Below are 20,777 nucleotides of genomic sequence, written 5' to 3' on the forward strand. Positions count from 1 at the left end.
GAAGCCGTAAGGCGAAGTATAGGGGCTGACACCTGCCCGGTGCTGGAAGGTTAAGGAGAGGGGTTAGCGTAAGCGAAGCTCTGAACTGAAGCCCCAGTAAACGGCGGCCGTAACTATAACGGTCCTAAGGTAGCGAAATTCCTTGTCGGGTAAGTTCCGACCCGCACGAAAGGTGTAACGATTTGGGCACTGTCTCAACCAGAGACTCGGTGAAATTATAGTACCTGTGAAGATGCAGGTTACCCGCGACAGGACGGAAAGACCCCGTGGAGCTTTACTGTAGCCTGATATTGAATTTTGGTACAGTTTGTACAGGATAGGCGGGAGCCATTGAAACCGGAGCGCTAGCTTCGGTGGAGGCGCTGGTGGGATACCGCCCTGACTGTATTGAAATTCTAACCTACGGGTCTTATCGACCCGGGAGACAGTGTCAGGTGGGCAGTTTGACTGGGGCGGTCGCCTCCTAAAGTGTAACGGAGGCGCCCAAAGGTTCCCTCAGAATGGTTGGAAATCATTCGTAGAGTGCAAAGGCATAAGGGAGCTTGACTGCGAGACCTACAAGTCGAGCAGGGACGAAAGTCGGGCTTAGTGATCCGGTGGTTCCGCATGGAAGGGCCATCGCTCAACGGATAAAAGCTACCCCGGGGATAACAGGCTTATCTCCCCCAAGAGTCCACATCGACGGGGAGGTTTGGCACCTCGATGTCGGCTCATCGCATCCTGGGGCTGTAGTCGGTCCCAAGGGTTGGGCTGTTCGCCCATTAAAGCGGTACGCGAGCTGGGTTCAGAACGTCGTGAGACAGTTCGGTCCCTATCCGTCGTGGGCGTAGGAAATTTGAGAGGAGCTGTCCTTAGTACGAGAGGACCGGGATGGACGCACCGCTGGTGTACCAGTTGTTCTGCCAAGGGCATAGCTGGGTAGCTATGTGCGGAAGGGATAAGTGCTGAAAGCATCTAAGCATGAAGCCCCCCTCAAGATGAGATTTCCCATAGCGTAAGCTAGTAAGATCCCTGAAAGATGATCAGGTTGATAGGTTCGAGGTGGAAGCATGGTGACATGTGGAGCTGACGAATACTAATAGATCGAGGACTTAACCATATAATATGAAGCAAATGTTATCTAGTTTTGAAGGAATATGCCTTCAATAGTTTGGTGATGATGGCAGAGAGGTCACACCCGTTCCCATACCGAACACGGAAGTTAAGCTCTCTAGCGCCGATGGTAGTTGGGACCTTGTCCCTGTGAGAGTAGGACGTCGCCAAGCAAGCTAAAACACGAGTCATTCGACTCGTGTTTTTTTGTTTTTTAAACAGTACACGAAAGAAGTAAAGGGAATACATAAGTAATACAAACACGTTGCCCAAGATTAAATCATATTATATAAGAAATTGATGTATATTTTCCGGAAAATTGTTAAGGAATAGAGGTATATAATATGTTTATTTAAGAAGGGGAGGAAAGATTATGAAATTACCAAGTGAAATTTGCATCGTTTGTGAAACAAAAAGAAGAGAAGGAATATATGTATATAATAATTTAATATGTTACGAGTGCGAAAGAAATCTGGTGAATACTGAGACAAATGATCCGAAGTATATACATTATTTAAAACAACTGCGAAAATTAGAAGTATCATATTTTTAAATAGGCATTATGCCTATTATTTTTTTTGCCCTAATATCTGTATAATAGATACAGAATAAATAATAAGGAAGATATATATATGAATCAAAATCGTATACCTTTATATGAGGCGTTAATGGAATTTAAAGAAAGGCGACTACTATCTTTTCATGTTCCAGGTCATAAGAATGGTTTAAACTTCCCTCAGAAAGCTACAGGGGGGTTTAAGGACATATTATCGATTGATGTAACAGAGTTAACAGGATTGGATGATTTACATAGTCCGTTTGAATGTATAGATGAAGCACAGCACTTATTAGCTGAAGTATATGGCGTGCACAAAAGTTATTTTTTAATTAATGGTTCAACAGTTGGAAATTTAGCAATGATTTTGTCTTGCTGCGGCGAACATGATATTGTCCTCGTACAAAGAAATTGTCATAAATCAATCATTAATGGTTTGAAATTAGCAGGGGCTAATCCTGTCTTTTTAAATCCATGGATTGATGAAGTACATAACGTACCAGTAGGTGTTCATGATGAAGTTATTAAGGAGGCAATTACAAAGTATCCAAATGCAAAAGCACTTATTTTAACACATCCTAATTACTATGGTATGGGAATTGATTTAGAAGCAAGTATCGCTTACGCACATGCACATGAAATTCCTGTTCTAGTAGATGAAGCACATGGGGCACATTTTTGTATAGGGGATCCCTTCCCGAAGTCAGCATTAGTTTATGGTGCGGATATTGTGGTTCATTCCGCACATAAAACATTACCTGCGATGACAATGGGATCCTATTTACATATAAATAGCCGCTTGGTGAACGAAGAAAAAGTTTCCTCCTATTTAAGTATGCTACAATCTAGTAGCCCATCGTATCCAATTATGGCTTCTCTTGATATAGCACGCTTTGCAATAGCGGTTATAAAGGAAGAGGGTCATGATGAAATCGTTGAGTTTTTGCGCCGATTTAAAGAAGGATTGCGATCTATCCCACAAATAGCCATTTTGCAATATCCATCGCAAGATGAATTAAAGGTTACGGTGCAAACTCGCTGTCAGTTGTCAGGGTATGAATTACAGTCTGTATTTGAAAAGGTCGGTATATATACGGAAATGGCAGATCCATATAACGTCCTATTTATATTACCGTTACAAGTAAATGAGGAGTATATGAAAGCTATAGAGATAATTCGAGTAGCTTTGCAGCAATATAAGGTAAAAGACAAGACAGCATCAATTCGTTATACTTATAAAGGGGAAATTTCCCCTTTACCGTATACGTATAAACAATTAGAGAGATACGAAACGAAGTTAGTATCTATAGAAGAAGCAGTTGGTATGATAGCTGCAGAAATGGTGATTCCGTATCCACCTGGAATTCCATTGATCATGTATGGAGAGAGAATTACTCAGGAACATACAAAGCAAATTGCTCATTTAGAGAAAACGGGGGCTCGTTTTCAAGGTAGTACGAAATATATGAACGTGTATGATATAGAAAGTAGGTTTTAGAATGAAGGGATTATTTGTAACAATTGAAGGACCAGAAGGTTCAGGTAAAACAACATTAATTAAAAGTTTATTACCATATTTTGAGAAAAAGGAACAAAAGGTAATGGCGACCAGGGAACCGGGTGGTATTGCAATTTCTGAGGATATTAGAACAATTTTACATAAACAAGAATATACGATGATGGAAGCACGTACAGAGGCGCTTCTTTATGCTGCTGCACGTAGACAACATTTGGTGGAAAAAGTTATGCCGGCACTTGAGGAAAACTATCTTGTACTATGTGATCGTTTTATAGATAGCTCTTTAGCGTATCAAGGATATGCAAGAGGCTTAGGTATGGATAAAGTATTTGAAATTAATCGTTTCGCAACAGAAGATTGTATGCCTAGTTTAACAATCTATTTAGATATTGAGCCAGAGGTAGGTTTAGCACGAATTGAAAAAGATGCAGGACGTGAAGTAAATCGACTAGATATGGAAGATATCTCTTTCCATAAACGTGTGCGTGAAGGGTATTTACAAGTTGTAGAGCGCTTCTCTAATCGCATTGTATTAGTAAATGCTGATCAACCAATGAAAAAACTTATAGAAGAAGTTGTTCAGATTATAGAAGATAAATTGTTATAATAGAAGGAAAGAATGAAATAAGTGAGGTATGCAGTATGATAAATACGTGGGAGCAGCTTTCTGCTATACAGCCCATCGGTGTCAAAATGTTGATGAATAGCATTGCAAAAGAGCGTATATCCCACGCTTACTTGTTAGAGGGGGGGAAGGGGACCGGGAAGTTCGCCACAGCAATTCAAATGGCAAAAAGTTTTCTCTGTTCAGGGAGAAATGGTGTAGAGCCTTGTCATGTATGTACGAATTGTCGCCGAATTGATTCAGGTAACTACCCAAACTTACATATTGTAAAACCAGATGGATTATCTATTAAAAAACAGCAAATTCATGATTTACAAGAAGAGTTTTCAAAAACAGGATTAGAGGCAAATAAAAAAGTATATATTATTGAGCATGCAGATCGTATGACAGCAAATGCAGCGAATACGCTCTTAAAGTTTTTAGAAGAACCAAGTAGTGATACAACAGCTATTTTACTTACTGAACAAAGTCATCAGATTTTAAATACAATCTTATCTCGTTGTCAAGTTGTTACGTTTAGGCCGTTACCGACAGAATCTTTAATTAAGAGATTAGAGGAAGAAGGTATTACAGTTGCTTTATCTACACTTGCTGCGCAGCTTACAAATAGTTTTGAAGAAGCTTTATTAATGTGTAATGATGAATGGTTTGCACAAGCGAGAGCTTTAGTGATAAAATTATGTGAAGCGCTCGAAAAAGATAAAGCCTCTATTTTTTTTGTACAAGAAAAATGGGGGAAACACTTTAGAGAGAAAGAACAATTACAGCAAGGTTTAGATATGTTACTCCTTATTTATAAGGATTTATTATATGTTCAACTTGGAGAAGAAGATCGTCTTGTTTTTCATGAGCATAAAGAGATGTTTGAATCCTTCTCCTATGCTCAGAAGCGCATTGTATCAGCTCTCTTTAATATATTAGAGGCAAAAAATAGAATCAACGCTAATGTAAATGCGCAGCTTGTGTTCGAACAGTTAGTGTTGCGGTTGCAGGAGGGATGACCGTTTTGTATGATGTAGTAGGTGTTCGCTTTAAGAAGGCCGGAAAGGTATATTACTTTGATCCAAATCAGTTCGATATCTCAGAAAATGAGTTTGTAATTGTAGAAACTGTAAGAGGTATTGAATACGGAAAAGTAGTTATTACCAAAAAGCAAGTTGATGAAAACGACGTTGTATTACCGCTTAAAAAGGTTATTCGTATTGCAAATGAAAATGATCGTACCATTGTTGAAGAGAACAAGCATGCTGCGAAAGAAGCATATCAAGTTTGTCAACAAAAGGTAGGAGAACATAACCTTGATATGAAGCTTGTAGATGTAGAGTATACGTTCGATCGCAATAAGATTATTTTTTACTTTACAGCGGATGGTCGGATTGATTTCCGAGAACTAGTGAAAGACTTAGCGGCAATTTTTAGGACAAGAATTGAGCTGAGACAGATCGGCGTTCGTGACGAAGCAAAAATGCTTGGTGGTATTGGTCCATGTGGTCGTATGCTTTGTTGTTCTACTTTTTTAGGAGATTTTGAACCTGTATCCATTAAAATGGCAAAGGATCAAAATTTATCATTAAATCCTGCAAAAATCTCTGGTTTATGTGGTCGCTTAATGTGTTGCTTAAAATATGAGAATGATGAATATGAGGCAGCAAAGGAACAACTTCCTGATTTAGATCAACGTATACAAACACCGCACGGTACTGGCCGTGTTATCGGATTAAATATTTTAGAAAGATTAATTCAAGTGGAACTAGTAGACAAGGAACGGATAGTAGAATATACGTTAGATGAATTAATTAATAAAGGGGTCGTTTCGAGTCAAACCACAGATTAATGAGGTGGGTGCTTGTGGAGAAAAAGGATATTTTTGCATCGGTTTCTAGTATGGAAGAGCAAATTGGGCATTTATACAAACAGTTGGGAGAATTAAAACAACATCTTGCAGAATTATTGGAAGAAAACCAACATATAAAAATGGAAAATGAAAATTTGCGACATCGTTTTGAAGAAGTGCAGAACAAGGAAAAACAAAAAACTCAAAAACGCAAAGAAATGAAGGCGAAGACAGATATTGGTGAAGGCTACGATAACCTAGCGAGACTATATCAAGAAGGTTTTCATATTTGCAATCTACATTATGGAAGTGTACGTAAAGAGGGAGATTGTTTATTCTGTCTGTCATTTTTAAATAAAAAGTGAGATTACCTTTCCAATATAATTGGAAAGGTAATTTTTTATACATGAGAGTAGAATGAAATTTATTTTTACATTAATAGAGGATGAGATAGGGTAGGTTAAGTGTAAGAAAGGGAGCAATATATGAATTTATATGAAGATGAGCGTTTAGATTACTTATTAGCACAAGATATGAAGATTGTACAAAGTCCATCAGTATTTAATTTTTCTTTGGATGCTGTTTTACTTGCAGACTTTGCTTGGGTGCCAATTCAAAAAGGGAATTTACTTGATTTGTGTACAGGTAACGCAGTTATCCCTCTTTTATTAAGTACAAGGACAAAAGGGAAAATTACAGGTGTAGAAATTCAAGAGCGCTTATATGATATGGGAATAAGAAGCGTTCAATACAATAATTTAGAAGAAAGAATTCATTTAATCCATGGAGATTTGAAAGATATGCCGGAGAAACTTGGACGTCATCAATATGATGTTGTAACATGTAATCCTCCTTATTTTCAAACACCAAAAACTTCTGAGAAGAATATCAATGAACATTTAGCGATAGCTCGTCATGAAATTATGTGCACATTAGAGGATGTTGTATATGCAAGTAGCCAGTTAGTGAAACAGGGCGGGAAAGTAGCATTTGTACATCGTCCAGGTCGTTTGCTCGACATCGTCACATTAATGCGTAAATACAAAATCGAACCGAAACGTGTGCGATTCGTTTACCCTAAGGCTGGTAAAGAGGCGAATACATTGTTAATTGAAGGAATTAAGGATGGGAATGCAGATTTAAAAATCTTACCACCCCTTTTTGTATATGAAGAAAACAACGAATATACAAAGGAGCTTCGTTCAATTTTATATGGAGAAGAATAAGCATTGTTTTTATGTGGTGGAGTGTTCTGATGGAAGTTATTATGCTGGATATACAAATCATATAGAAAAACGGATTCAGACCCATAATAGTGGAAAAGGTGCTAGATATACACGTGCTAGGCTTCCAGTTGTTTTAAAATATGTAGAGGATCACGAGGATAAGCGAACCGCTATGCAAGCTGAATATCACTTTAAACAGTTAACAAGGAAACAAAAAGAAGAATATATGCAAAAAGGAGAACGCTATGTGGCAGCAAAAAAGCTTTCAGCAAAATGAAAAAGGTTTTTTATATTTAGTACCGACTCCAATTGGAAATTTAGAGGATATGACATTTCGTGCAATCCGAATTTTAAAAGAGGCAGATGTTATTGCTGCGGAAGATACAAGGCAAACGAAGAAGCTTTGTAATTATTTTGAAATTGAAACACCAGTTATGAGTTATCACGAGCATAATAAAGAAGTAAGTGGACGAAAAATTTTAGATAAGTTAGAAGATGGTAAGACTGTAGCCATTGTGAGTGATGCTGGTATGCCATGTATTTCAGATCCTGGTTACGATATTGTTGTAGAGGCTGTAGCAGAACAATATCATGTTATTCCGCTCCCTGGGGCAAATGCGGCTCTTACAGCATTAATTGCATCAGGACTTGAGACAAAACACTTTTATTTCTATGGTTTCCTGCAAAGAAATAAAAAGGAACGTAAGATTGAGTTAGAAAAGCTGCGCTATATTCCAACTACAATGATGTTTTATGAGGCACCACATCGCTTAGATGATACTTTAATCTCTATGCAAGATGTATTAGGAAATAGAGAAATTGTATTATGTCGCGAGCTAACGAAAAAATTTGAAGAATTTATTCGTGGAACAATTGAGGAAGCAATTGAGTGGACGAAGCAAAATGAAGTCCGTGGTGAGTTTTGTATTTTAGTAGCAGGTTCAACAGAAGAAGCTGCTCCAGAAGAACAATGGTGGGAAGCTATTTCAGTATATAATCATATTGAACATTATATAAATGAAAAAGGTATGAATTCAAAAGAAGCGATTAAAACAGTCGCTAAAGATCGAGAATTGTCGAAACGTGATGTATATCAAATCTATCATGTAGATAAAAAATAAGCTTCTCATAATTGAGAAGCTTATTTTGCTGTTTCGATATAATCTTGAAGTTCGTTTAAGACCTGTTCAGCGCCTTCTTTACTTAAGATAATTTTACCTTCAGCTAAAGATAGGTTACCATCAGATACTTCACCAGTTACTTGGCAAGTCATGTTTGGTTTATATTTTTTTAAGATGATTTTTTCGTCATCAACGTAGATTTCAAGAGCGTCCTTTTCTGCAATACCTAAAGTACGGCGTAATTCGATTGGAATTACCACACGACCTAATTCATCAACTTTACGAACGATACCAGTAGATTTCATAATTCTTTTCCTCCTAAATAAATAGTTTATAAGTTTCGAGTCTATTTTTTGATTCGTCATTTTTCGACAAAATACCCTATGGACATATGATACCAATCATTTACATTTCCGTCAATTCTTAAATTCTATATTTTAAAAAAAGATTTATAGATTTTTATACTTCTTATATATAATAGAGTGTGAGTCATTTCTATAATTGTTTCGTATTATTTTTATAATATTTATACTTTTCGGGAAATAAATTGTATATTTTTTTTGAATATGAGTAATAGATGATAAAGATATCGAGCATTAACTCGTTTTTATCCCGCTATTTGCGAGCAGTAAGACTCCCACTTCAAAATTTAGCCGGAGCAAAGAAGTTAAGTGGGAGTCGGGCTGCTCGTAAAAGCCCGATTGGTGTGGGCTGATAATCCATGGGGGATGAACCCTCCCCACGGATTAAAGTTTCACTTTATATATGAGTTTTTGATATACTGTTTATAAATACATATGAGGTTATTCGGGAGGTCCAAAACGATGAAAGAGGAAAATAAGTCCTTTTATATTACTACCCCAATTTATTATCCAAGTGGAAAGTTACACATTGGACATGCTTATACGACAGTAGCAGGAGATGCGATGGCACGATATAAGCGTATGCAAGGATACAATGTTCATTATTTAACAGGAACTGATGAGCATGGACAGAAGATTCAAAAGAAGGCAGAAGAACTAAATGTTACACCACAAGCATATGTGGATAACATTGTATCAGGGATTAAAGAACTTTGGGAGAAGATGGATATCTCCTATGATGATTTTATTCGTACAACGGAAGATCGTCATAAAGATGTTGTTGAGAAAATCTTCAAGCAGCTAGTAGATCAAGGCGATATTTATCTTGATGAATATGAAGGTTGGTATTCTGTACAAGATGAAACATTCTATACAGCGCATCAATTAGTAGATCCAATTATGGAAGGTGACAAAGTAGTCGGTGGAAAAAGCCCAGATAGTGGTCACGCTGTAGAACTTGTTCGCGAAGAATCTTATTTCTTTAGAATGGGTAAATATGTAGACCGACTATTAAAGTTCTATGAAGATAACCCTCATTTCATTCAGCCGGAGTCCCGTAAAAATGAAATGATTAATAACTTCATTAAACCAGGGTTAGAAGATTTAGCTGTTTCTCGTACTTCATTTGACTGGGGAGTTCGTGTTCCAGGTAACCCAAAACACGTTATTTACGTATGGGTAGATGCGTTGTCTAATTACATTACTGCATTAGGATATGGAACAGAAAATGACGAGAAGTATAAAAAATTCTGGCCAGCAGATGTCCATTTAGTTGGGAAAGAAATCGTTCGTTTCCATACAATTTATTGGCCAATTATTTTAATGGCTTTAGATTTACCACTTCCGAAGAAAGTCTTTGCTCATGGCTGGATTTTAATGAAGGATGGAAAAATGAGTAAGTCAAAAGGAAACGTAGTAGATCCAGTTACACTAATTGATCGTTACGGATTAGATGCATTACGTTACTACTTACTTCGCGAAGTTCCATTTGGATCTGATGGAGTATTCACACCAGAAGGATTTGTTGAACGAATCAACTTTGATTTAGCGAATGATTTAGGGAACTTATTAAATCGTACAGTAGCTATGATTGATAAATACTTTAACGGGGAAATCCCTGAATTTAAAGCAAATGTAACTGAGTTCGATGAAACGCTAGTGACATTTGCCCAAGATACATTGAAAAAAGTAGAAGAGGCAATGGAGAATATGGAATTCTCTGTAGCGTTAAGTTCCATTTGGCAATTAGTTAGCCGTACGAACAAATATATTGATGAAACGCAGCCATGGGTATTAGCTAAGGATGAGAATGATCGTGAAAAACTTGCGTCTGTAATGGCCCACTTAGCTGAGGTACTTCGTCAAACAGGTATTATGCTTATGCCATTCCTAACGGTAGCACCAAGTAAGATGTTTGCTCAACTTGGACTTACTGAAGAGGCGCATAAATCTTGGGAAAGCCTATCTACAATTGGATGTATTCCAGCTGGAACAAAAGTAGAAAAAGGAAACCCAATTTTCCCTCGTTTGGAAATGGAAGTAGAAGTGGAGTATATTAAAGAACAAATGCAAGGTTCTGCTCCTAAAGTAGAAGAGAAAAAAGCAGAAGAACCAAAGGCAGAAGAAATTACAATTGATGATTTCTTTAAAGTAGAATTACGAGTAGCTGAAGTAATATCCGCTGAACCTGTGAAAAAAGCAGATAAGTTGTTAAAAATTCAGCTTGATTTAGGTACAGAGAAGCGTCAAGTGGTTTCTGGGATTGCTAAATTCTATTCCCCAGAAGAATTAAAAGGTAAAAAGGTTATTTGTGTAACGAATTTAAAACCTGTAAAATTACGTGGTGAATTATCACAAGGTATGATTTTAGCAGGTGAAGAAAATGGCGTATTGTCATTAGCATCGATTGACCAAAATTTACCAAATGGTACAAAAATCAAGTAATTGAGACAAGAAAAGAGATGTTTCACGTGTAACATTGGTGAAGCGTCTTTTTTCTTTTTAAATTCCCTTTTTTTGCATTAAAATTGTAGTATTGTTATCGTTAAGTTAGAAAGAGAGTAGTTTTTCTATGAGAGCATTGATTTCAATATAAAAGGAGTTATTTATTATGTTGTTTGATACACATTCACATTTAAATGCAGAGCAATTTGAAGAAGATTTACAAGAAGTTATCGCAAGAATGAAAGAAGTGGGAGTTACATATACAGTTGTTGTTGGATTTGATGAAGTAACGATAAAGAAAGCAATTGAATTAGCAGAGGCTTATGATTTTATTTACGCTGCAGTTGGATGGCATCCCGTTGATGCAATCGACATGAAAGAAGAACATTTAGCTTGGTTAGAGGAATTAGCTGCTCATCCTAAAGTAGTTGCAATTGGAGAAATGGGATTAGATTATCACTGGGATAAGTCTCCAAAAGAAATACAGAAGGAAGTATTCCGTAAACAAATTGCATTAGCGAAAAAGGTGAAATTACCGATTATTATACATAACCGCGATGCAACTCAAGATATTGTTGATATCCTAGAGGAAGAGAATGCAGCTGAAGTAGGAGGCATTATGCATTGCTTTAGCGGTAGTGTAGAAGTAGCGCAGCGATGTGTCGATATGAACTTTTTAATTTCATTAGGCGGGCCAGTAACATTTAAAAATGCCAAGAAACCGAAAGAAGTTGCTATGGAGATTCCGTTAGAAAAATTATTAATAGAGACAGATTGTCCATATTTAACACCACATCCATTTCGAGGGAAACGAAATGAACCTAGTTATGTAAAACTGGTAGCAGAAGAAATTGCGAATTTAAAAGGAATTTCTTATGACGAAGTAGCACAAATAACAACAAAGAATGCAAAAGCCTTATTTGGTGTTGAATAAAAAAGAATGGGAAGTCCCATTCTTTTTTTGTTTTTTGAGAAGAGAGATAGTAGAAATGATAAGAACCCACTATTTACTCATAACATAAGTGTAGAAATATTGCGGATAAATTAAGATGGAGATAGAAGTGTTACAATAAGGATAGTGAACAAAGATTTTTCTCTTCTACTTTTTAAAATGTAAGATTGGGAAAATAATAATGGAAAAGTCGTCATTTTTTTGTTTTACTAAGTAGAGATGAAACGAGTGTGGAGGCAAGCATGAAAATTAAAGAGATTATCGTTGTAGAAGGTAAAGATGATACAGTTGCGATTAAACGTGCTGTTGATGCGGATACAATCGAAACGAACGGTTCAGCAATCGGTGATCATGTTATTGAGCAAGTTAAATTAGCGCAGCAAAAACGAGGCGTTATTATTTTCACAGATCCGGATTATCCTGGAGAGCGTATTCGAAAAATTATTTCTGACAAAGTTCCTGGATGTAAGCATGCTTTTTTACCGAAGGAAGAAGCACTTGCTAAAAGGAAAAAAGGTGTTGGAATCGAACATGCTTCTAATGAGTCGATTCGCCGTGCTTTAGAGAGTATACATGAAGAAATGGAAGCTTACACAAGTGAAATTAGTTGGAGTGATCTAGTCGATGCGGGCTTAGTGGGCGGAGAAATGGCAAAGAGTCGCAGAGAAAGAGTGGGTAAGCTATTAAAGATTGGTTATACAAACGCAAAACAGTTACATAAACGTTTACAAATGTTTCAAGTCTCAAAGGAATCATTTGCAGAAGCTTATAAACAAGTAATACAGGAGGAAAAAAAATGAAGGATATCGCAACACCAAATCGTACAAAAGACATTGTTGAAAAGTATGGATTTTCATTCAAAAAAAGTTTAGGACAAAATTTTTTAATTGATACAAATGTATTAAATCGTATCGTTGATTACGCAGAAATCGGTTCAGAAAGTGGCGCAATTGAAATTGGACCAGGTATCGGTGCGTTAACAGAGCAATTGGCGAAGCGTGCGAAAAAAGTAGTGGCTTTTGAAATTGATCAGAGATTATTACCGATTTTAGACGAGACGTTAGCTCCATATAGCAACGTTACAGTTATAAATAAAGATGTACTAAAAGCAGATGTACATGAAGTGTTTAGTGAGCAATTCGAAGAAGGGCAAGATGTAATGGTAGTAGCTAACTTACCATACTATATTACAACGCCAATTTTATTTAAATTGCTTGAAGAAAAATTACCGGTTCGTGGATTTGTTGTTATGATGCAAAAAGAAGTTGGGGATCGTTTAGCTGCTAAACCTGGAACAAAAGAGTATGGTTCTTTATCAATTGCCATTCAGTATTATACAGAGGTAGAAACAGTTATGACTGTACCGCGTACAGTGTTTGTGCCACAACCAAATGTTGATTCTGCGATTATCCGTCTTCTAAAGCGTCCTAAACCAGTTGTAGAAGTGACAGATGAAACTTTCTTCTTTGAAGTAGTACGAGCAAGTTTCGCACAGCGTCGTAAAACTTTAATGAATAATTTATCAAATAATTTAAATGGTTTCCCGAAAGATAAAGAGTTGTTGGATCGAATTTTAACAGAAGTAGGAATTGATCCGAAGCGAAGAGGCGAAACGCTATCTATCGAAGAGTTTGCAACATTAAGTAATGCATTAATTCTTCATAAATTGTCATAAGAATATGAAAGGGACAGTTCAACTTGAGCTGTCCCTTTTGTCACCTTTCCTTTCCTAAATTCATACTTTAAAAACAGGTAAGATGGCCTAACGAGTTTGGAGGTAGGAGAATGGCTTTACATGTTGGAGAGTTAGTGGAACGATATTCTCATAATAGGGATATTCTTTTTCGTATTATAGAAATAAAAGGCGAGATAGCAATATTATTTGGAGAGGAAATTAGACTTGTGGCAGATGCGCCACTTGCAGATTTAATTAGTATAGATCAACGAGAACATAAAAAAAGAGTGAAGCGTGAAAAAGAAACGATGGAGCGTACTTACCGGTTGTTTCAGCAAGATTACGTGTTGATGAAACAAAGACATGAACATACTTCAACTGGTGGATATACAAGTGAAGTGAATTATTTTCAAATGCCAGGGCGTGTATTGCATATAGATGGAGATCCTTTATATTTGCGCAAGTGCTTAGATTTATATAATAAAATAGGCGTTCCTGTTCAAGGTGTTCATTGTAAGGAAACAGAGATGCATGAAAAGGTAGTAGACTTAATAGATCATTTTCGCCCAGACATTTTAGTTATTACAGGACATGATGCATATACAAAGTCAAAAGGAGTTATGGGAGATTTAGCAGCATATAGACATTCTAGACATTTTGTACAGGCTGTTCGAGAAGTGCGAAAAAAGTATCCATCATTAGATCAACTCGTTATTTTTGCTGGAGCCTGTCAATCACACTTTGAGGCATTGATTCGCGCAGGTGCTAATTTCGCTAGTTCACCGTCTAGAATTAATATTCATGCTCTAGATCCGGTATATGTAGTTGGTAAAGTTAGTTTCACTTCATTTATGGAAAGAGTCAACGTATGGGACGTTGTGCGTAATACAATTACTGGTGAAAAGGGACTAGGCGGAATTGAAACAAGAGGGATTTTACGAACAGGATTACCCTTTCAACATTACGATGAATGAGCAAGGTACATACGTATCTTGCTTTTTATGTGGAAATGATTTAAATGAATCTGGATAAAAAGCGACAAGAACGTGCAGACTATACAATGATACTTGTACAATATAGTATTTTTTCTATCTATTCGAACGCATGATGCTTTTATAATGATATTGTCTGTAAATTGCGGTTAATAATTGGGATAGATGTATCGTGTTTTAAGTGTTCAATCTAAATTACAGCGAGGTGTAGCAAGGTATATGTCAAAACGTTTAGATGAAATTAAAAGCGAATTAGATCACCATCTTGGACAGCGACTTGTGTTAAAGGCGAATAGTGGAAGAAGAAAAACTGTGGAGCAATCGGGTGTACTTGCAGAAACGTATCGTTCGGTGTTTGTTGTACAGTTAGACCAGCAAGAAGATGCATTGCAACGTGTATCTTATAGTTATGCAGATGTTTTAACAGAGACAGTAGAGTTAACATTTTACGATGAACCTCATAATGAAGCATTTTATAATTAATGTGTTATTTGTTACATATATTTCCATAAATGAAAAACCATATTATTTTGCATACTAATTATACCGTAGCAAAATAAGGAGGGACTCTGCATTGAGTAGACGAAGAGGAGTCATGTCAAATCAATTTAAAGAAGAGCTTGCAAAAGAGCTTGGCTTTTATGATGTTGTTCAGAAAGAAGGATGGGGCGGAATTCGTGCGAAAGATGCTGGTAATATGGTGAAACGTGCTATAGAAATTGCAGAACAGCAATTAATGAAACGAAACCAGTAGTTGTAAGATACTTTCTATGCTACGGTAGCCGAGGAGAGATTCCTCGGCTTTTTGCACGCTAAAAGGTGCCATCATTTGACATAAGTAGTTTCATTCTGAATGCTTTTCGTTATAATTAGGGAAGTTTCATCGTCTTACTATAAATTTATGGTAAAATAAACGATAAAAGATTGAGTACATAGAGTGGGTGAATAGATTGAAGCTACTAGTGAAAGCACCAGCAAAGATTAATCTGTCGTTAGATGTACTGGGAAAAAGACAAGACGGATTTCATGAAGTGAAAATGATTATGACAACAATTGACTTAGCGGATCGTTTAGAGTTAATGGAATTAGCAGAAGACCGTATTGAAATTTTGTCCCATAATCGGTATGTCCCAGACGACCAACGTAATTTAGCTTATCAAGCGGCGAAATTATTAAAAGAGAAGTTTAATGTGAAAAAAGGTGTATCTATTACGATTGAAAAAACGATTCCAGTAGCAGCTGGATTAGCAGGTGGAAGTAGTGATGCAGCAGCGACATTACGTGGCCTTAATAAACTATGGAATTTAGGGCTGACAATTGACGAGTTAGCAGAGCTCGGCGCAGAAATTGGGTCAGATGTATCGTTCTGTGTATATGGCGGAACTGCAATTGCCACTGGAAGAGGAGAAAAAATTGAACATATAAAGACTCCACCTTCTTGTTGGGTTATTTTAGCAAAGCCTCACATCGGTGTATCTACTGCTGATGTGTACGGGAATTTAAAATTAAATCGTGTTACACATCCAAATGTAGATAAAATGGTTGAAGTCATTAATAACGGGGATTATGAAGGAATTTGTAATACTGTTGGTAACGTTTTAGAAGATGTAACATTTGGAATGCATCCTGAAGTTGCCCGTATTAAATCACAGATGAAGCGATTCGGAGCGGATGCTGTATTGATGAGTGGAAGTGGTCCAACTGTATTTGGACTTGTACACCATGATTCACGAATGCATCGCATTTATAACGGATTAAAAGGATTTTGTGAACAAGTCTATGCGGTACGTTTATTAGGAGAGCGAGAAACGCTTGAATAAAGACGTATAATACGTTATGATTTGTTTAGAATATTCGTGATTTGAGGTGAGAGTATGAAAATTAGAAGAAGTACAAGATTGGTCGATATGACTTATTACTTGCTACAAAACCCTCGTCAGCTAGTATCTCTCACTTTTTTTGCTGAAAGGTATCAATCGGCTAAGTCTTCCATTAGTGAAGATTTAGTTATTATTAAGCAAACGTTTGAACAACAAGGGGTCGGCACATTGCAAACGATACCAGGAGCAGCAGGAGGAGTGAAATATATACCGTATATAAGTGAAGAAGAGGCAGATCTAATTATTGATGAGCTTTGTGGCTTATTTGAAAACCCAGATCGTATTTTGCCTGGGGGTTACTTATATATGACGGATCTTTTAAGTAATCCTCGCCAGATTAATGGCGCAGGTCGTTTATTTGCTTCTGTTTTTGCTAGGCAACCAATTGATGCGGTTATGACGGTAGCGACAAAAGGAATTCCGCTTGCTTATGCAGTAGCGAACTACTTAGATGTACCGGTAGTAATTGCGAGAAAAGATAATAAGGTAACAGAAGGACCCACTGTTAGTATTAACTATGTATCGGGTTCCTCTAAGCGAATCCAAACGATGACTTTAGCAAAGCGTAGCCTTCCAGAAGGGTCCAATGTTTTAATTATTGATGACTTTATGAAAGCTGGCGGAACCATTCAAGGTATGATGAGCATGCTAGAAGAATTTAAAGCTAATGTTGTCGGAATTGGCGTATTAGTAGAGTCTACGGATATTGAAGAAAGACTTATTAATAACTTTGTATCATTAATTCGTCTGTCAGAGGTTGATGTGAAAGAAAAAGCGATTCAAGTGGAAAAGGGTAATTATTCACTTGCACCATTTGATAAAGGGCTTGTAGAGGCTGAGTAAAAAGGTAAAGCAGATAGCTTTACCTTTTTTTATCCCTATTTATAAATTACAAAATAGATGGACAAACTGCCTTTCGTACACTATTTTAAAAGAGTAAAAATAAATAATAAAAGGGTGAAAAGTATGAAAGTTGTTCAAACAAGTAAAGCACCACAGGCAATCGGACCATATTCACAAGGGATTATTGTAAATAATATGTTCTATAGTTCAGGACAAATTCCGTTAACGGCAAGTGGGGAACTTGTAACGGGAGATGTAACAGTACAAACAGAGCAAGTATTTGAAAATTTACAAGCGGTATTAACAGAAGCTGGCGCTTCATTTGATACAGTGATAAAAACAACAGTATTTTTAAAGGATATGGATGATTTTAATGCTGTTAATGAAGTATATGGCTCTTATTTCTCTACTCATAAACCAGCACGTTCTTGTGTACAAGTAGCAAAATTACCGAAAGATGTTTCCGTTGAAATCGAAGTAATTGCCCTAGTTAAGTAAGTCTTTGTAAGCGATATCCTCTACTAATCTTTATATTCAATTACAATAAAAATTTTTATCTTAAAAATTTTTAAAAAATTAAAGGAAAAATAGAAATTTTGTGGAATTTATACAAATATATCGCTTATTTAGAAAAGGGTGGTGAACACAAGATGGAAGTGACTGACGTAAGATTACGCCGCGTAAACACAGAAGGCCGCATGAGAGCAATTGCCTCTATTACTCTAGACCATGAATTTGTTGTTCATGATATTCGTGTAATTGATGGCAATAATGGATTATTTGTAGCAATGCCAAGTAAACGTACTCCAGATGGAGAATTCCGTGACATTGCACATCCGATTAATTCTGGTACACGCTCTAAAATTCAAGATGCGGTTTTAACAGAGTATCACCGTTTAGGCGAGTTGGAAGAAGTTGAGTTTGAAGAAGCAGGTGCTTCGTAAAATTCGAATGAAAAGGGCTTTTAAAGAAATCCCTATAATTTTGTAGCAAACTCCTGTAAGCATTTACAGGAGTTTGTTTTTTTTGAATTTTACACGTTCCTTATTTAAAAAATCATATCTCGTAAAAATAAAGATGAAAAACTTCTAATTTTTTCAAAATCATTTAAAATAGTATAGCTTATTTATTAAAAAAGATACTAAAGAGTAAAACATCTTATAAGAATTATGGTAAAATTTAATAGTTATAATGTGTTTCTTGAAATATATGATGATTTAGGATAATATCATTAATGGATAAATAGGTTGCGATGGAGGGTCTATATGTCAAACAGATTTGCAGTGATTCTGGCTGCAGGTAAAGGCACACGTATGAAGTCCAAGCTATACAAAGTGCTTCATCCTGTATGCGGAAAACCGATGGTACAACATGTAGTTGATCAAGTATCTCAATTAGGATTGCAGAAACTTGTAACAGTTGTTGGACATGGTGCTGAAAAGGTACAAGAACAGCTAGGAAACGTAAGTGAGTTTGCATTACAAGCAGAACAACTTGGTACAGCCCATGCTGTAGATCAAGCTGCAAGTGTACTTGCAAATGAAGAAGGAACAACTTTAGTTATTTGTGGTGATACACCTCTAATAACTGCTGAAACGATGGAAGCATTGCTTCAGCAACACGAAGAAGCGGGAGCAATGGCAACGGTGCTAACAGCTTACATAGAAGAGCCTGCTGGATATGGCCGTATTGTTCGTAATGAGAATGGTCATGTCGAAAAGATTGTTGAGCATAAAGATGCAAATGAGGAAGAATTAGCTATTAAAGAAATCAATACGGGTACGTATTGTTTTGATAATAAAGCTTTATTTGCTTCACTTTCTAAAGTTTCAAATGATAATGTACAAGGTGAATATTACCTTCCGGATGTTATTGAGATTTTAAAAAATGAAGGTCATATCGTATCAGCTTATCAAACAGAGCACTTTGCAGAAACATTAGGTGTTAACGACAGGGTCGCTCTATCGCAAGCGGAAATTATTATGAAAAATCGTATCAACCGAAAGAACATGGTAAATGGTGTTACAATCATTGATCCAAGTAACACATACATTTCTGCTGATGCAATTATTGGTAGTGATACAGTTCTTCACCCAGGAACGGTTATTGAGGGTAACACTGTAATTGGTTCTGATTGTGAAATTGGACCGCATACAGTAATTCGCGATAGTGAAATTGGAGATCGTACGGTAATTCGTCAATCTACTGTACATGACAGCAAACTTGGTACAGAAGTATCGGTTGGTCCATTTGCACATATTCGCCCAGATTCAGTTATTGGAGATGAAGTGCGCGTTGGAAACTTCGTAGAAATCAAAAAAACTGTTTTTGGTAATAGAAGTAAAGCTTCACACTTAAGTTATATCGGGGATGCACAAGTTGGAGAAGACGTGAATCTTGGTTGTGGTTCAATTACGGTGAACTACGACGGCAAGAATAAATTTAAAACTGTAATTGGTAACGGGGTATTTATTGGATGTAATTCAAACCTTGTTGCTCCTGTAACAGTTGAAGATGGTGCTTATGTGGCAGCAGGCTCTACAATAACAGAGAATGTTCCATCAAAAGCATTATCAGTAGCACGTGCACGTCAGGTTAATAAAGAAGACTATGTTGATCAATTGCTGAATAAGAAAAAATCATAATGTGGAGGGTTAATCTAGATGTCGACTCAATATCTAAATTCTAATTTGAAAGTATTCTCTTTAAACTCTAATAAGGAACTTGCTGAGCAAATCGCAAAGCATATTGGAGTAGGACTAGGAAAATGTTCTGTTGATCGTTTTAGTGATGGAGAAGTTCAAATTAACATTGAAGAAAGTATCCGTGGTTGCGATGTATTCATTATTCAATCTACAAGCTTCCCAGTAAACGAACATATCATGGAATTACTTATTATGATTGATGCATTAAAACGTGCATCTGCGAAAACAATTAATATTGTTATTCCTTACTATGGTTATGCGCGTCAAGACCGTAAAGCGCGTTCTCGTGAACCAATTACATCGAAACTTGTAGCAAACTTGCTTGAAACAGCAGGTGCAACTCGTGTAATCACTCTAGATTTACATGCTCCACAAATTCAAGGATTCTTTGATATCCCGATTGACCACTTAATGGGTGTACCGATTCTTTCAGATTACTTTGAAGCAAAAGGCCTTAAAGATATCGTAATCGTATCTCCTGATCACGGTGGTGTAACTCGTGCTAGAAAAATGGCGGATCGCCTAAAAGCGCCAATCGCTATTATTGATAAGCGTCGTCCTCGTCCGAATGTATCGGAGGTAATGAACATTATCGGTAACATCGAAGGCAAAACAGCAATTTTAATTGATGACATCATTGATACAGCTGGTACAATTACATTAGCGGCAAACGCTCTTGTTGAGAACGGTGCTTCTGAAGTATATGCTTGCTGTACACACCCAGTATTATCTGGTCCAGCAATTGAGCGTATTCAAAATTCGAATATTAAAGAGTTAGTTGTAACAAACTCTATCGTATTACCAGAAGAGAAGAAAATTGATAAAGTGCATGAACTTTCAGTTGCTCCATTAATCGGAGAAGCAATCATTCGTGTATACGAAGAAGAATCTGTAAGTGTATTATTCAATTAATTGGATAGAATGAGACGTAACCAAGCTTGGTTACGTCT

Annotated in this window: 23 protein-coding genes and 2 rRNA genes (1 of these 25 cut by a window edge); 24 read left to right on the forward strand and 1 reads right to left on the reverse strand. The window is 36.7% G+C overall.

Features of this window, described 5'->3' with window-relative positions:
* The 11 genes from QUF93_RS02560 to rsmI all read left to right on the forward strand — a co-directional run.
* Window positions 1–1,099 (forward strand): 23S ribosomal RNA (locus tag QUF93_RS02560) (it extends 1,823 nt beyond the left edge of the window).
* 50 nt (window positions 1,100–1,149) lie between these two features.
* Window positions 1,150–1,265, forward strand: a 5S ribosomal RNA gene (gene rrf / locus QUF93_RS02565).
* A 200-nt stretch (window positions 1,266–1,465) separates the two neighbouring features.
* Window positions 1,466–1,645 carry a sigma factor G inhibitor Gin gene (locus QUF93_RS02570; RefSeq protein WP_088057259.1) on the forward strand — a complete coding sequence of 60 codons (180 nt, stop codon included), beginning with the start codon at window positions 1,466–1,468 and terminating at the stop codon, window positions 1,643–1,645.
* A gap of 79 nt (window positions 1,646–1,724) precedes the next feature.
* Window positions 1,725–3,146, forward strand: a complete 1,422-nt coding sequence (locus QUF93_RS02575; protein ID WP_289375195.1) for an aminotransferase class I/II-fold pyridoxal phosphate-dependent enzyme — start codon at window positions 1,725–1,727, stop codon at window positions 3,144–3,146.
* Between the two features lies 1 nt (window position 3,147).
* On the forward strand, window positions 3,148–3,774 hold the full coding sequence (tmk, locus tag QUF93_RS02580; protein ID WP_289357787.1) for a dTMP kinase: 627 nt from the start codon (window positions 3,148–3,150) through the stop codon (window positions 3,772–3,774).
* A 35-nt stretch (window positions 3,775–3,809) separates the two neighbouring features.
* Complete coding sequence (gene holB / locus QUF93_RS02585; protein ID WP_289375197.1) at window positions 3,810–4,793, forward strand: DNA polymerase III subunit delta'; 984 nt, start codon at window positions 3,810–3,812, stop codon at window positions 4,791–4,793.
* A 5-nt stretch (window positions 4,794–4,798) separates the two neighbouring features.
* Window positions 4,799–5,626 (forward strand): PSP1 domain-containing protein, encoded by an 828-nt coding sequence (locus tag QUF93_RS02590; RefSeq protein WP_002124509.1) that lies wholly within the window; start codon window positions 4,799–4,801, stop codon window positions 5,624–5,626.
* A 14-nt stretch (window positions 5,627–5,640) separates the two neighbouring features.
* Window positions 5,641–5,991, forward strand: coding sequence for a DNA replication initiation control protein YabA (yabA, locus tag QUF93_RS02595; RefSeq protein WP_002009639.1), 351 nt, complete (start codon window positions 5,641–5,643; stop codon window positions 5,989–5,991).
* A gap of 120 nt (window positions 5,992–6,111) precedes the next feature.
* Window positions 6,112–6,852 carry a tRNA1(Val) (adenine(37)-N6)-methyltransferase gene (locus QUF93_RS02600; protein ID WP_002124511.1) on the forward strand — a complete coding sequence of 247 codons (741 nt, stop codon included), beginning with the start codon at window positions 6,112–6,114 and terminating at the stop codon, window positions 6,850–6,852.
* The gene (locus tag QUF93_RS02605) at window positions 6,839–7,129 is read left to right on the forward strand and encodes a GIY-YIG nuclease family protein (protein WP_002124512.1); all 291 of its coding nucleotides are present in this window, start codon (window positions 6,839–6,841) and stop codon (window positions 7,127–7,129) included. The genes QUF93_RS02600 and QUF93_RS02605 overlap by 14 nt, the downstream gene beginning before the upstream one ends.
* A complete protein-coding gene (rsmI, locus tag QUF93_RS02610; protein WP_002124515.1) occupies window positions 7,098–7,973 on the forward strand; it encodes a 16S rRNA (cytidine(1402)-2'-O)-methyltransferase in 876 nt (291 codons plus the stop codon). Before QUF93_RS02605 ends, rsmI begins: the two co-directional genes overlap by 32 nt.
* Window positions 7,974–7,993: 20 nt before the next feature.
* Here rsmI and abrB read toward each other — a convergent pair whose 3' ends face one another.
* Window positions 7,994–8,278 (reverse strand): transition state genes transcriptional regulator AbrB, encoded by a 285-nt coding sequence (gene abrB / locus QUF93_RS02615; protein ID WP_000843037.1) that lies wholly within the window; start codon window positions 8,276–8,278, stop codon window positions 7,994–7,996.
* A 492-nt stretch (window positions 8,279–8,770) separates the two neighbouring features.
* Here abrB and metG point away from each other — a divergent pair, with 492 nt between their 5' ends.
* From metG to QUF93_RS02680, 13 genes are all read left to right on the forward strand, one after another.
* The gene (gene metG / locus QUF93_RS02620) at window positions 8,771–10,780 is read left to right on the forward strand and encodes a methionine--tRNA ligase (protein WP_289357791.1); all 2,010 of its coding nucleotides are present in this window, start codon (window positions 8,771–8,773) and stop codon (window positions 10,778–10,780) included.
* 166 nt (window positions 10,781–10,946) lie between these two features.
* Window positions 10,947–11,714: a TatD family hydrolase gene (locus QUF93_RS02625; RefSeq protein WP_002124521.1), complete on the forward strand. Its 768-nt coding sequence runs from the start codon at window positions 10,947–10,949 to the stop codon at window positions 11,712–11,714.
* 260 nt (window positions 11,715–11,974) lie between these two features.
* Window positions 11,975–12,532: a ribonuclease M5 gene (gene rnmV / locus QUF93_RS02630; protein ID WP_289357793.1), complete on the forward strand. Its 558-nt coding sequence runs from the start codon at window positions 11,975–11,977 to the stop codon at window positions 12,530–12,532.
* Entirely contained in the window at window positions 12,529–13,407 is an 879-nt protein-coding gene (gene rsmA, locus QUF93_RS02635; protein ID WP_002124525.1) for a 16S rRNA (adenine(1518)-N(6)/adenine(1519)-N(6))-dimethyltransferase RsmA, read from the forward strand. Before rnmV ends, rsmA begins: the two co-directional genes overlap by 4 nt.
* A 110-nt stretch (window positions 13,408–13,517) precedes the next feature.
* A complete protein-coding gene (gene yabG, locus QUF93_RS02640; RefSeq protein ID WP_289357794.1) occupies window positions 13,518–14,381 on the forward strand; it encodes a sporulation peptidase YabG in 864 nt (287 codons plus the stop codon).
* Window positions 14,382–14,618: 237 nt separating this feature from the next.
* Window positions 14,619–14,882: a biofilm formation stimulator Veg gene (gene veg / locus QUF93_RS02645; protein WP_002107294.1), complete on the forward strand. Its 264-nt coding sequence runs from the start codon at window positions 14,619–14,621 to the stop codon at window positions 14,880–14,882.
* Window positions 14,883–14,973: 91 nt separating this feature from the next.
* Window positions 14,974–15,153, forward strand: coding sequence for an acid-soluble spore protein SspF (gene sspF, locus QUF93_RS02650; protein ID WP_002094215.1), 180 nt, complete (start codon window positions 14,974–14,976; stop codon window positions 15,151–15,153).
* Window positions 15,154–15,349: 196 nt separating this feature from the next.
* Entirely contained in the window at window positions 15,350–16,219 is an 870-nt protein-coding gene (gene ispE, locus QUF93_RS02655) for a 4-(cytidine 5'-diphospho)-2-C-methyl-D-erythritol kinase (RefSeq protein ID WP_133059284.1), read from the forward strand.
* Between the two features lie 54 nt (window positions 16,220–16,273).
* Window positions 16,274–17,122 carry a pur operon repressor gene (gene purR, locus QUF93_RS02660; protein ID WP_002124531.1) on the forward strand — a complete coding sequence of 283 codons (849 nt, stop codon included), beginning with the start codon at window positions 16,274–16,276 and terminating at the stop codon, window positions 17,120–17,122.
* Between the two features lie 123 nt (window positions 17,123–17,245).
* Window positions 17,246–17,620 carry a RidA family protein gene (locus QUF93_RS02665; RefSeq protein ID WP_002124533.1) on the forward strand — a complete coding sequence of 125 codons (375 nt, stop codon included), beginning with the start codon at window positions 17,246–17,248 and terminating at the stop codon, window positions 17,618–17,620.
* Between the two features lie 152 nt (window positions 17,621–17,772).
* A complete protein-coding gene (gene spoVG, locus QUF93_RS02670) occupies window positions 17,773–18,066 on the forward strand; it encodes a septation regulator SpoVG (protein ID WP_000454041.1) in 294 nt (97 codons plus the stop codon).
* A gap of 321 nt (window positions 18,067–18,387) precedes the next feature.
* Window positions 18,388–19,767, forward strand: coding sequence for a bifunctional UDP-N-acetylglucosamine diphosphorylase/glucosamine-1-phosphate N-acetyltransferase GlmU (gene glmU / locus QUF93_RS02675; RefSeq protein WP_002124534.1), 1,380 nt, complete (start codon window positions 18,388–18,390; stop codon window positions 19,765–19,767).
* 18 nt (window positions 19,768–19,785) lie between these two features.
* The gene (locus QUF93_RS02680) at window positions 19,786–20,739 is read left to right on the forward strand and encodes a ribose-phosphate diphosphokinase (protein ID WP_002091580.1); all 954 of its coding nucleotides are present in this window, start codon (window positions 19,786–19,788) and stop codon (window positions 20,737–20,739) included.
* Window positions 20,740–20,777: the final 38 nt, after the last annotated feature.

The organism is Bacillus hominis, assembly GCF_030348325.1.
Taxonomy (GTDB): Bacteria; Bacillota; Bacilli; order Bacillales; family Bacillaceae_G; genus Bacillus_A; species Bacillus_A hominis.